Source organism: Synechococcus sp. GFB01, from assembly GCF_001039265.1.
Taxonomy (GTDB): domain Bacteria; phylum Cyanobacteriota; class Cyanobacteriia; order PCC-6307; family Cyanobiaceae; genus NIES-981.
The window spans coordinates 1-11362 of sequence record NZ_LFEK01000057.1 but is presented as its reverse complement, the minus strand read 5'-3'; the positions used below and the strand labels follow the sequence as shown (position 1 = coordinate 11362).

General features: G+C 65.4%; 16 protein-coding genes. 8 read left to right on the top strand and 8 right to left on the bottom strand.

Annotated elements, in window-relative coordinates:
• Positions 1 to 152: 152 nt before the first annotated feature.
• The 3 genes from SYNGFB01_RS13765 to serS form a co-directional block, all read right to left on the bottom strand.
• Complete coding sequence (locus tag SYNGFB01_RS13765) at positions 153 to 407, bottom strand: type II toxin-antitoxin system HicA family toxin (RefSeq protein WP_235300033.1); 255 nt, start codon at positions 405 to 407, stop codon at positions 153 to 155.
• A 29-nt stretch (positions 408 to 436) separates the two neighbouring features.
• Complete coding sequence (locus SYNGFB01_RS08050; protein ID WP_048017642.1) at positions 437 to 646, bottom strand: type II toxin-antitoxin system HicB family antitoxin; 210 nt, start codon at positions 644 to 646, stop codon at positions 437 to 439.
• 87 nt (positions 647 to 733) lie between these two features.
• Positions 734 to 2011 carry a serine--tRNA ligase gene (serS, locus tag SYNGFB01_RS08045; RefSeq protein WP_048017641.1) on the bottom strand — a complete coding sequence of 426 codons (1278 nt, stop codon included), beginning with the start codon at positions 2009 to 2011 and terminating at the stop codon, positions 734 to 736.
• 238 nt (positions 2012 to 2249) lie between these two features.
• Here serS and SYNGFB01_RS08040 point away from each other — a divergent pair, with 238 nt between their 5' ends.
• The 4 genes from SYNGFB01_RS08040 to SYNGFB01_RS08025 all read left to right on the top strand — a co-directional run bounded on the left by SYNGFB01_RS08040 (position 2250) and on the right by SYNGFB01_RS08025 (position 6054).
• Complete coding sequence (locus tag SYNGFB01_RS08040) at positions 2250 to 3206, top strand: hypothetical protein (RefSeq protein WP_152669586.1); 957 nt, start codon at positions 2250 to 2252, stop codon at positions 3204 to 3206.
• 17 nt (positions 3207 to 3223) lie between these two features.
• On the top strand, positions 3224 to 4201 hold the full coding sequence (locus SYNGFB01_RS14270; RefSeq protein ID WP_152669585.1) for a hypothetical protein: 978 nt from the start codon (positions 3224 to 3226) through the stop codon (positions 4199 to 4201).
• Between the two features lie 615 nt (positions 4202 to 4816).
• Positions 4817 to 5407: a Tfp pilus assembly protein FimT/FimU gene (locus SYNGFB01_RS08030; protein WP_048017638.1), complete on the top strand. Its 591-nt coding sequence runs from the start codon at positions 4817 to 4819 to the stop codon at positions 5405 to 5407.
• Positions 5404 to 6054 (top strand): type II secretion system protein J, encoded by a 651-nt coding sequence (locus SYNGFB01_RS08025; RefSeq protein ID WP_048017637.1) that lies wholly within the window; start codon positions 5404 to 5406, stop codon positions 6052 to 6054. The genes SYNGFB01_RS08030 and SYNGFB01_RS08025 overlap by 4 nt, the downstream gene beginning before the upstream one ends.
• Positions 6055 to 6056: 2 nt before the next feature.
• On the opposite strand, the gene SYNGFB01_RS08020 is transcribed toward SYNGFB01_RS08025, so the two are convergent.
• The gene (locus tag SYNGFB01_RS08020) at positions 6057 to 6353 is read right to left on the bottom strand and encodes a NifU family protein (RefSeq protein WP_048017636.1); all 297 of its coding nucleotides are present in this window, start codon (positions 6351 to 6353) and stop codon (positions 6057 to 6059) included.
• Between the two features lie 395 nt (positions 6354 to 6748).
• Between SYNGFB01_RS08020 and lepA the strand changes: the two genes are divergently transcribed.
• The 3 genes from lepA (at position 6749) to SYNGFB01_RS08005 (ending at position 9775) form a co-directional block, all read left to right on the top strand.
• The gene (gene lepA, locus SYNGFB01_RS08015) at positions 6749 to 8557 is read left to right on the top strand and encodes a translation elongation factor 4 (protein WP_048017635.1); all 1809 of its coding nucleotides are present in this window, start codon (positions 6749 to 6751) and stop codon (positions 8555 to 8557) included.
• Positions 8558 to 8577: 20 nt separating this feature from the next.
• Positions 8578 to 9018: a nucleotidyltransferase domain-containing protein gene (locus SYNGFB01_RS08010; RefSeq protein ID WP_072061588.1), complete on the top strand. Its 441-nt coding sequence runs from the start codon at positions 8578 to 8580 to the stop codon at positions 9016 to 9018.
• Between the two features lie 127 nt (positions 9019 to 9145).
• Positions 9146 to 9775, top strand: coding sequence for a Uma2 family endonuclease (locus tag SYNGFB01_RS08005; RefSeq protein ID WP_048017634.1), 630 nt, complete (start codon positions 9146 to 9148; stop codon positions 9773 to 9775).
• A 30-nt stretch (positions 9776 to 9805) separates the two neighbouring features.
• On the opposite strand, the gene SYNGFB01_RS08000 is transcribed toward SYNGFB01_RS08005, so the two are convergent.
• Genes SYNGFB01_RS08000 through SYNGFB01_RS07985 form a run of 4 tightly spaced genes read right to left on the bottom strand, consistent with a single transcriptional unit; the run spans position 9806 to position 11080 of the window.
• Positions 9806 to 10255 carry a type II toxin-antitoxin system VapC family toxin gene (locus SYNGFB01_RS08000; protein WP_053068394.1) on the bottom strand — a complete coding sequence of 150 codons (450 nt, stop codon included), beginning with the start codon at positions 10253 to 10255 and terminating at the stop codon, positions 9806 to 9808.
• Entirely contained in the window at positions 10245 to 10478 is a 234-nt protein-coding gene (locus SYNGFB01_RS07995) for a hypothetical protein (RefSeq protein ID WP_048017633.1), read from the bottom strand. The genes SYNGFB01_RS08000 and SYNGFB01_RS07995 overlap by 11 nt, the downstream gene beginning before the upstream one ends.
• 39 nt (positions 10479 to 10517) lie before the next feature.
• Positions 10518 to 10886: a type II toxin-antitoxin system VapC family toxin gene (locus tag SYNGFB01_RS07990; protein ID WP_048017632.1), complete on the bottom strand. Its 369-nt coding sequence runs from the start codon at positions 10884 to 10886 to the stop codon at positions 10518 to 10520.
• Complete coding sequence (locus SYNGFB01_RS07985; protein ID WP_048017631.1) at positions 10883 to 11080, bottom strand: type II toxin-antitoxin system VapB family antitoxin; 198 nt, start codon at positions 11078 to 11080, stop codon at positions 10883 to 10885. The genes SYNGFB01_RS07990 and SYNGFB01_RS07985 overlap by 4 nt, the downstream gene beginning before the upstream one ends.
• On the opposite strand from SYNGFB01_RS07985, the gene SYNGFB01_RS15420 reads away from it, so the two are divergent.
• Positions 11064 to 11222, top strand: a complete 159-nt coding sequence (locus SYNGFB01_RS15420; protein WP_235300031.1) for a hypothetical protein — start codon at positions 11064 to 11066, stop codon at positions 11220 to 11222. The genes SYNGFB01_RS07985 and SYNGFB01_RS15420 overlap by 17 nt on opposite strands.
• Positions 11223 to 11362: the final 140 nt, after the last annotated feature.

Genomic DNA, 11362 nt, shown 5'->3' with positions numbered 1-11362 from the left:
GGCCGGCCTCATGCACCACGATCAGCATCGCCAGGATCGCCAGTGCTGTGAGAACGCCCATCCGGTCGCGCCGCGAAACTGGATTCCATTGTGGGGGTTGTGGCGGGCGCGCGGATGACGCGAATCGGCGGGGGTGGGCCGAATCGGCGGCATCACGGCCGCCGGAAGGGTTGCTCGATGACCCACCGGCCAGCGGTTTCGATCAGGAGGAATGGACCTGGTGACACCGTGGGTGGTGAGGCCGGCCGATGTGTGTTCTGGCGGTCCTGAATCCCATCTGTGGGGCCAATCTCCTCGCTGTCATGGAAGGCAAAGACCACATCCGCAAAGCCTTCCCGTGCCAGCACACGATGGGATCCGGTTTGACGCTTGATGCACCAGCCGATCGAGACAAGGGCGGCAAGCACGCGACGAGCCTTGGCCGATGGCCAGGAGCTCATGCCGCCAGCGGAAGATGGAGTTCGAGATCGAGGGGTTGGGTCTCGCCGTGCTCCAGCCGATCGGCGATCACGCGCAAGGCCAGCACCTCAGCGCGGGCCATGGCTTCGGCGGTGGTGTTGCCGTAGGCCAGCACGCCTGGCAGTTCGGGGACCTCTGCGATCCAGCGACCGTCGGTCTCCTGCTCACACTGGAGAGTGAGTTTCATGGCATCGCTGGTGCTTTGGTGTGGGCCGCACCGAAATTGACGGAACATTCGAACCCTAGAACTGATTTCCCGCAAAGCTGCCCCCACTCATGCCGCGCTGATCCGGTCGCTGCCGAACCAGGGCGCCAGGGCGGCGGGGAGGGTCACCGAGCCGTCGGGCTGCTGGCCGGCCTCGAGCAGGGCGGCCATGGTGCGGCCCACGGCCAGGCCGCTGCCGTTGAGGGTGTGCAGCAGCTGGGTGCCCTTGCCCTCCTTGAAGCGGATGGCGGCGCGGCGGGCCTGGAAGTCGCCGCACACCGAGCAGCTGGAGATCTCGCGGTAGGCGCCGGCGCCGGCCAGCCACACCTCCAGGTCGTAGGTGCGGGCGGCGGAGAAGCCGAGATCGCCCGTGCAGAGCTCGATGCGGCGGTAGGGCAGCTCGAGGGCCTCGAGCACCGATTCGGCATCGCGGGTGAGCTGCTCGTGGGCCTCGGCCGAGCGCTCGGGGTGGCAGAACCAGTAGAGCTCCACCTTGTTGAACTGGTGCAGGCGGATCAGGCCGCGGGTGTCGCGGCCGTAGGAGCCGGCCTCGCGGCGGAAGCAGGGCGTGTAGGCGCAGTAGCGCAGCGGCAGCTGCTCGGCACCGATCACCTCGCCGCGGTGCAGCGAGGTGATCGGCACCTCGGCGGTGGGGGTGAGCCAGAGGTCGTCGTCGGCGCAGCGGAAGCTCTCCTCGGCGAACTTGGGCAGCTGGCCGGAGCCGGTGAGGCTGGCTGAGTTCACCAGGATCGGCGGCAGCACCTCGGTGTAGCCGCGGGCGCTGTGGTGATCGAGCATGAAGCTGATCAGGGCCCGCTCGAGGCGGGCGCCGGCTCCCAGCAGGGTGATGAAGCGGCTCTGGGCGATGCGCACCGAGCGCTCGGTCTCCCAGAGGCCGAGCCGCTCGCCGATCTGCCAGTGCTCTTCGAGCCCGGCCTCCCGGCGGGGGCTGCCCCAGCGCCGGCGCTCCACGTTGTCGGCCTCGCTGCGGCCATCGGGCACCTCGGGGCCGGGCAGGTTGGGCAGGGCGAGCAGCTGCTCGCGCAGGCGCGCCTGGAGGGCCTTCTCCTCCTCCTCCAGCACCGCCACCTGCTGCTTGATGCGGTTGCCCTGCTCGCGCAGCGCGGCCACCTCGGCGCCATCGGCGGCGGCGCCGCCGCGGATCAGCTCGCCCACGCGGCGGCCGATCTGGTTGCCCTCGGCCTGCAGATCGCTGCGGCGCTGCTCGAGATCGCGCTCCTGGCGGGCGATCAGCTGGGCACCGGTGAGGTCGGCAGCGAGGCCGCGGCGGGCCAGCTGGGCCACGATCGTGTCGGGGTGGTCGCGCAGCAGGCGCTGATCGAGCACGGCGGAGCGGGCGCAGCGGCCCGCAGCGTAGAAGGGCGTGGCAGAGCGGCTCTGGTCCGGTTGGGCGGGATCTGATTTGCTTAGGGTTGAGGGATGAGAGGGTCGACCGCCATGCGCCCCGGCAAGCCATCCACGTGCCGCGGCGGCAGGGTCAGGCTGCTGCTGNNGNTGCGGTTGGCGCTGCTGCACCAGCCGGGTGGGNCTGCGTCGCCGGCGGAGNCGTGGCTACTCGCTGGCGGTGGCGATCATCGCCGCCTTCGTGCTGTTGCTCGGCGTGGCGGCGCTGGCCTCGCGCAGCCAGATGGGTTTCGTGGGCCAGGTGTTTCAGGCCCAGAACCGCCAGGCGCGGGATGTGGCGGAGAGCGCCATCGCTGAATTCGCCGAACGGATGAACCGCCCGGCCAACCGGCATCTACTGATCGCCGGAACCACGGCCAACTGGAGCAACACCGCGTTTCGCAACGTCTGCACGGCCGTGGTGGGAGACACGGTGACGCTGGATGGCACAGGTCAGCCCGCCAGCTCGGCCGTGGAGGCGGCGGTGAATGATTTCCTGCCCTCCAACACGTTCGTGGATCGCGGCAACGGCCGCAGCTTCCGGGTTGAATCCATTCAATATCTCGATCAGAATCGCACTGCCGGGGGCTATGTGGATGGAGCTGGAGCCTTCCTGGCTCATCCCACATTCACCGGCGATACGTATGGCGTGGTGTATCGCTCGGGGCGCGAGCGGTCGCTGGTGCGCATCACGATCGTGGGACGCTTCACGACCAACGGACGCACCAGCACGGCCAGGGTGGCGCGGGAATTTGAGGTTGTACCGAAATGCTGCAACCGGTCGTTTTCTCCCTATCTCGGCGGCCAGAACTGGGGGCGAGATGCTCGACGCTGCCCACAGGCTGGTCTGGGCAGCAATCTTCTTGTGGGTCTTAATGGTGGACGAGTTAATGTCACTGGAGGCAATCCAAACGCAACGGGGTTTAATCCAACATTAACAAACGAATTCGGAGCGCCTCTGTCCTATGTGTCATGCTGGGCTGGCAATGTGACTGCAGGGCCCTATCCAAATGCGGCCACGGACCTAACAGGATCTCCCTTTTCAGGTTGCACTGGGTCGGGCTATCAGAGTAGAAGCATCTCCGCACTACCAGCCACCTGGGATTACAAAGCGCCTCAATATTATAATCAAACGTAGCAGTTGGGGCTGGTGGGGTGCTCAACGCCTCGGGTCAGATTAATCCGCGAACAGTGGATCTGAGCAGCGGCAGTTCCAGCGAAGTCGTGATCTATTTCGACCCTTCCCTTCGGACTACCACTGGTACTGTTAACAGTGGCTTGGTCCGCAAAAATCTTCCTAGCGGAACTCCCACTCGAATCAATGGTGATTCTCTTGGTTCACCCCTTCTAGGCTTGGATCCCTGCTACTCGTCTCTTGATGTGCCGGCGGGTGGTGGGAATGCAAATTATTACACAGTCAATTGCGTGGTCAACGGCTTTATAAGCGGCGGAAACCGCAAGATTTATGTTGATACGTCTAGCGCTAAGATTAATTTCTTCTTTGTTGGGGCTGGTCCTTACTTGGATTTTGGCGGTTCTTCCGGCTTGAGCAGGATTCATAGGTTCCGAAGTAATCTTACTTCTGTCCCATCTAACTGTGTGGATCCAGCAGCAGCAACCGACACATCTGACCCACTTGTCTGTAGGAGGGTGCTGTGGCCTAATGTTTCTGGCGGCACCGTGATCACGGCGGCGAATAGGTTGGGATCTTTCCTAGAGCTTTGCGTTGATCGAGGTTACGACTGTGAAAGTGATGACGCAAATGCCGAAGAAGAGTTTGCGATTCGTAATCTCCTGAACTTCTACTCCACCTTCACATTGTTTGGCACAGGTGGGGCTACCAGTGTCTTGGTCAGCAGCTCAGGGACTTTCCGGTTGTCAGGTCAATCGGTTGCTTCTACCTATAATATTTATGGTCCTTCTGCAACGGTCACTATCGGTGGAAGCGCCGATTATGCTGGGCAGCTCTGGATCAACCAATTAGATATATCTGGCAACGGCAACAGGATTCGCACCTTCTCGGGAGGCGGTGGCTTTCTCACGGGTGGAATTCCGACAACACCGGGCACGTCCCAGGCAACGCCGCTCGTGGATTTCAGCCTCAGAAGTTTCACCCAGGCCTCGGGCTTCTGATTGCGATGCAGGCCGGTTCCCCATTCCCGATCCTGCGCGCCTCAGGGAGGGGCCTGCGGCCGATCGGTCCACCGGCCACGAGTGGATTCACCCTGGTGGAGGTGCTGGCGGCATCGGTGGTTCTGGTGATCAGCCTTGCAGGGGCGTTGGTTGCCTTCAACCTGATCAGCCAATCGGTGCAGGGCACAGGGATCAGAGCGGATCAGAACCGCCTGATCGATCAGGACATCGCCCGCATCAGTGATCTTTCCGAGCGCTTCACCTCCTGTGCCAATCCCCAGGGCAGTGTTCCCGCAACGGCCTGCACCGGCACCAATGTGCAGACAGGCAATTCCTTCTATTACCACCCTGCCGTTGGCAATCCAAACGATGCTTCAACCTGGACCGATGCCAATACCTTCGCAACCGCCTGCACCAGTGGAACCCTCCGCGACAACTTCATCACCGTGATCGGCGGTCAACAGGATCTGGCCGGCAATGTGCGCCGCCTGGCCACCCAGGCTGTGGCCGGCTCCACCAAGCTCGTTCGCCTCACCTGGGTGGATCAGAGCAATGGCAACCGGGTGCTGAGACAGCTCGATACGGCACCTGTGGTGGCCGGATTCTGCCCNTGACATGAACCAGCGCCGCTTGCTACGTCAGACCCGTGCCAAGGAGGCTGGCTTTNCGCTGATCGAGCTGATCGTGATCACCACGATTCTGGGCGTGATCAGTTCTATCGGGATCGCTGGCTACTTCTTCCTTCTGCGGCGGGCGCGCATCGATGCCGTGGCGCTGGAGACCGCCGGCTGGCTCGAGCAGGTGCGCAATGCCGCCGCTGATCAGGTCAACCAGGCCACAGCCCAGGGCGGCTGTGTGGTGACCTTCGACCCACCAGCCGCGGCACCGGGCAGTGGTCAGGGAGCCCAGCTGGCCACCGTGAATGCCGAGTGCACGCTGCCGGAGCGCATTCTCAGGGTGCCGCCCAGCATTCAAGGCGACACGGTTCTGGTGGGCGGGCCGGGCACCAATCCGATCACCTTCACCCCACGTGGTCTGTGGATCGACGGCAACGACGCCCCCGGTCAGACCTTTCTGCTCACCCTCAACCTCAATGGCGGCCTGCCGCTGCGTTGCGTTCGCCTCACGCCAACCCTGGGCTCTGTGGAGATCGGCCGGCCGGCCAACTCGGAAGGCAATACCTGCACGCAGTGGGATCGCTTATGACGAGGCACGTTCGAGCTGGCCGCCGCTCCCTGGCGCCCCTGCCCGGCGGCTTCTCGCTGCCGGAGCTGCTCGTGGCCACCGCCATCGCCGCTCTGGTGGTGGTGGGCACGGCGCAGGTGATGATCGGCCAGCTGCAGGAGGGCCAGCGCCTCGAGGCAGCCCAACGGCGCCGGGAGAATTTCAGCCGTCTCAATTATCTGATCGCGATCGAGGCTTCCGAATCCGAAGAGGTTGAGCTGGGTGTGTCTCCGCCGGGCTGCGATCTCGGTGCCGTGGGATTCACGCTCTGGATTCCGAAGCCCGCGGGCACCTATGCCCAGGCTGCCAACCGTTCAGGCATTCAGTACGCCAACCTCAACAACGACATCGTGCGCTGCGGTCCGCGGGTGAGTCAGAACGGCCAGTTGGTGCATTCCACCACCGGCAACGATGGCTCCACGTCGGTGACCAGCGTTGTGGTGCCGAATGCGCAGCTCACCGTCGGGGGTGCCAACGTCACCGCCGGCCGTCAGATCGCCTATCAGGTGAATTTCATCGATGGCAATCTGGGTACCGCCGGTGCCACCCGGGTTGTGGTGGCCCATGCCCGGAGTGTGTTCGTCTGCAATCCACCCGTAACGGGTATCGACCAGGTCGGAGACTGCTAGCCCTAGAGCACCTGCACCACCTCGTCCACCTCCGGGATCGCCTCGCGCAGCTTGCGCTCGATGCCCATCTTCAGGGTCATCGTGCTGCTGGGNCAGGAGCCGCAGGCCCCCTGCAGGCGCACCTTCACGATCGGCCCGTCGATCTCCACCACCTCCACGTTGCCGCCATCGGCCATCAGATAGGGNCGCAGCTCATCGAGGGTGCGCTCCACGTTCTCGATCGTGAGGGCGCGCGGGTCGCTGCTGCCGGCTGCGTTGTCTGGAGTCGCGCTGGCGGGGGTTGGCGTTTCGGTGCTCATCGGGGCTGCTGGCTCGGCGGTACTGATCTGAGCATCAGCTTAGGCAGCCGGATCGGCCTCCTGCCCATGCCTCAGAGCAGACGCCGGCCCAGCTGATCGGCGGCCTTCAGGGCGGAGACCAGGNCTGCGGTGGTCACGGGGAACGGCTCGTTGTGGCTGGATTCGCACGGGATCACGCTGCGCTCGGCGGCTGAGTTCGCGCCCCTGCTCATGGGTGGCGCCAGGCCCNTGCATGGAGCGGCCTGGGCTGGCGAATACCGCCATCGGCCGCTCGTGGATGCACACGACCGAACTCTGGTGAGCCACGGCCGAGCGGCTCGGAGCACCCCTGACATAGCCACGCAGNCGCCGGGCGAACATCCTGGGGGCGCCGATCCCCTCCTTAGGATCCGCCCATGACCGACGTTCCCGTTTCCAGGCTCCGCAATTTCTGCATCATCGCCCACATCGACCACGGCAAATCCACCCTGGCCGATCGCCTGCTGCAGGACACGAGCACCGTGGCCGCCCGCGACATGCAGGAGCAGTTCCTCGACAACATGGAGCTGGAGCGCGAGCGCGGCATCACCATCAAGCTGCAGGCNGCCCGGATGGACTGGGTGGCCGCCGACGGCGAGCACTACACGCTCAACCTGATCGACACGCCCGGCCATGTGGACTTCTCCTATGAGGTGAGCCGCTCGCTGCAGGCCTGCGAGGGTGCCCTGCTGGTGGTGGATGCCAGCCAGGGGGTGGAGGCCCAGACCCTGGCCAACGTGTATCTGGCCCTGGAGAACGATCTCGAGATCATCCCGGTGCTCAACAAGATCGATCTGCCCGGCGCCGATCCCGAGCGGATCAAGGCCGAGATCGAGGCGATCATCGGCCTCGACTGTTCCAGGGCGATCCCCTGCTCCGCCAAGACCGGCCTCGGCGTGCCCGAGATCCTCCAGGCGGTGGTGGATCGGGTGCCGCCGCCGGCCGATCGGCTGGCCGAGCCGCTGCGGGCGCTGATCTTTGATTCGTATTACGACCCCTACCGCGGCGTGATCGTGTATTTCCGCGTGATCAGCGGCACGATCGCCAAGGGCGACCGCGTGCTGCTGATGGCCAGCGGCAAGACCTACGAGCTCGACGAGGTGGGTGTGATGGCCCCCGATCAGCGCCAGGTGCCCAGCCTCCATGCCGGTGAGGTGGGCTACCTGGCCGCCTCGATCAAGGCCGTGGCCGATGCCCGCGTGGGCGACACGATCACCCTGGCCGCCAATCCGGCGCCCGAGCCGCTGCCCGGTTACACCGAGGCCAAGCCGATGGTGTTCTGCGGCCTCTTCCCCACCGACGCGGATCAGTACCCCGAGCTGCGCGAGGCGCTCGGCAAGCTGCAGCTCAGCGACGCCGCCCTGCAGTACGAGCCCGAGACCAGCAGCGCCATGGGCTTCGGCTTCCGCTGCGGCTTCCTCGGCCTGCTGCACATGGAGATCGTGCAGGAGCGGCTGGAGCGCGAATACAACCTCGATCTGATCGTCACCGCGCCNTCGGTGATCTACCGGGTCAACATGCTCGATGGCAGCACCGTGATGGTCGACAACCCCGCCACCCTGCCGGATCCGCAGAAACGCGAATCGATCGAGGAGCCCTACGTGAGCCTCGAGATCTACACGCCCAACACCTACAACGGCACCCTGATGGAGCTCTGCCAGGAGCGGCGCGGCGAATTCATCGACATGAAATACATCACCCCCGAGCGGCTCACGCTCCACTACGAGCTGCCGCTGGCGGAGGTGGTGAGCGACTTCTTCGATCAGATGAAGAGCCGCACCAAGGGCTACGCNTCGATGGAATACCACCTGATCGGCTACCGCAGGAACGATCTGGTGCGCCTCGATGTGCTGATCAACGCCGAGAAGGCCGATCCGCTCACCACCATCGTGCACCGCGACAAGGCCTACAACGTGGGCAAGGCCCTGGTGGAGAAGCTCAAGGAGCTGATCCCCCGCCAGCAGTTCAAGATCCCGATCCAGGCCGCGATCGNCAGCCGCGTGATCGCTTCCGAGAGCATCAGCGCCATGCGCAAGGATGTGCTCGCCAAGTGCTACGGCGGCGACATCTCCCGCAAGAAGAAGCTGCTCCAGAAGCAGGCCAAGGGCAAGAAGCGCATGAAGGCGATGGGCAAGGTGGAAGTGCCCCAGGAGGCCTTCATGGCCGTGCTCAAGCTGAATCAGTAGGCGCGGGGCCCATGCCAGCGATGTCATCCACCGGATCGGTGCTGCGCTGGCCGAGCTCCGAGGCGGTGCTTGAGCAGGCCCGAGCCTGGGCCGAGCGGCAGGCAGCCACGCATCCCGATCTCGAAGCCGTGGGCGTGTTCGGCTCCTACGGCCGCGGTGATGCCGGCGTGGGCAGCGATCTCGATCTGCTGCTGATCCTGCGCCACTGCGACCTGCCGGTGTGGGAGCGCCTGCGCCGCTGGGACACCGGCGCGCTTCCGCTGGCCACCGATCTGCTGGTGTATAGCCGCGCCGAGTGGGACTCGCTGCCGCAGTGGAACCCCGCCTTCGCCGCGGTGCTGGCGCGGGATGTGCGGTGGTTGGTGGGGAAAGTTGCAGCCCTTGGTGCGATGAAGGGAGACATCGAAGTGGCGGCTGACTTCGATGGGCCCCTAGCCGAGCACTTTGATGCTCTGAGCTGACACGCCTGCTGCTGGATGGGCACAAGCAACTCAGTTGTGTCGAATCAACGTGCCCGTGCTCTCATGATATCGCCGCCCTGTTGGCCCCAAAACACACCACTACCCTGTTAGCAGTGGGGGAACGTCCATGACGCTGGCACCGCCAGGCTCACCACCAGCCCTGCAGCCGCTGCAGTTGCCCTGGGACCTGCGGCTCAACGCCGATCAGTTCGAGCGGGTGTGCGAGGCCAATCCCGATGCCGTGCTGGAACTGTCGGCCGATGGCCACCTGATCGCCATGACGCCCACCGGAAGCGAAACGGGCGCCAGAAACCAGGCCCTGGGTGCCTTGCTCTGGCTGGCGGTGCGTCGCGGTGAGCTTCCCCTCCAAGTCTTCGACAGCTCCAGCGGCTTCCGCCTGCCCGATGGCTCGGTGCTCAGCCCCGATGCTTCCCTTGTGCGGCTGGAGCGCTGGCAGGCCCTCACTCCCGAGCAGCGGCGCACTTTTGCGCCCCTCTGCCCGGACCTGGTGGTGGAGCTGGCGAGTGCTTCTGATGAGGGGCCACGCGGCCTCACCGCCCTGCGCCGCAAGATGGATGCCTACCTGGCCAATGGAGCGCAGCTGGGCTGGTTGCTGCTGCCCGAGGAGCGGGCCGTGGAGACCTGGCGGGCCGGTGCCGCTGCCAACCCCGAACGCCTCGACAACGCCACCAGCCTCGATTCTGGTGAGCTCTTCCATGGTCTGACGCTGGATCTGGCGCCGATCTGGGAGGTGTGAGCGGGGGCGTTGCCGGACCGAGTTGTGGGCTCAGGCCTTCAGGCTGGTCAGATCCATCGCGGCAGGTAGGCCCGCACGGGGCTCCTCTAGCTTGCGCAGCAACCGCTGATCCGCCGTGATCAAGGTGGCGTTCTCCTGCTCAGCCAGGGCCACGTACAGACAGTCACAGGCGGGGTGATCAAGCTCCCGGCACCAGTGGCTGGCCCTGGCCAGAAGCGCCGCGGCGGGAACCAGCCGGTGGAACGGTTCGGCCGCCCGGTGGGCCAGCACCTGGTACTGCTCGGTGGTGATCGCCCCCAGCCGCAGGCTTTTCCAGCCCGTGTTCAGCAGTTCCACCAGCACCAGATCCGGCGCCAGCAGGAGAGTGGCGGGCCCGGCATCCAGCAGCCTGATGGCCTGCTCTGATCCCGGCACCGCGGCGAACCAGCCGAAGGCCACCGAGGCGTCCACCACCCAGGTGCCGCCCAGTTCAGGGGCCATCGCGGTCTTCGCGGATGAGGGCGGCCACGTCGAGGCTGCGGCCAGCGGCCGGTGTGGTGTCCCGCAGCCTGGCCAACTCCTCCCGCAGCGAGTCGCCTTCCCGAGCGGCGGCGGTGAGCAGATCGCGCAGGCTCTGCTCCAGTGAAACGCCCCGGGCGCGGGCGCGGGCCCGAAGCGCGGCCACAACCCGCTCGTCCAGTTGCCGGATCAGCACCTGGGCCATGGCGACTCCGGTCGATAGCAGGGATGCTAGCGACCTGGATCACCTGGGCGGCCCCCAGGCCAGATCCATCGAGGCGGCCACTGCGGCCAAGCGGCGATCCAGGGTCCAGAAGCGGCAGCCGCTCAGCAGGCAGGACGTGATCAGGCCGGCATCCACGTAGCCGATCCCTCGCCCCATCAACCCCTGCTGGTCGATGGTGCGCAGGATTTCCGCGTCTCTGGCCACCACGGAGCTGGGCAAGTTGCCAAGGAATGCCAGCAGTTCAACCCGCTGGTTCATGTTTCCGCAGGCCAGTTCGCCGATCACCCAGGGATGCATCAGCGGATCACCCTGCTCCAGCAGATCCGCCACGGTCTGCAGGTGGGAGCGCAGATGCTCCACCCACACCGATGTGTCCAGCAGAATCATGCCGGTTCCGTCCGCCGGCGAGGCGGCACCTTCAGCTGGGGCTCACTGCCGCCCAGCAGCGCCAGCCGCCGGGCGCTTTCGCGGGCTATCAAGGCCTGTAGCGCCTCTCGCAGCAGGCGGGAGCGTTCCGGGATGCCGCTCAGCTGCTCGGCCTCCCGCAGGAGTTCATCGTCGAGGGTGACGGTGGTGCGCATCGGCGAGGCCGTCGCGAAGATGCATCAATTCTGGCATCAGTTGATGCCCTCTAGGGGCAGGATGCACACGGCTGGGCCTCTCGATCGACTTTCCATGCAGAGCCTGGCGAACGATGCGGTGCTCGTCATCGATCCGCCGTGACCAGGTACCAGCCAGGGCATGACCGCAGTGGCTCCAGCTTGCCAATGCCAGTGGAGAACATCCTCCCAGGCCTGCTCCGAGGGCGGCGATGGAGCGCAGCAGACGCTGCGCATTCGCAGGGCTGCGCAGCAGGTAGGCGG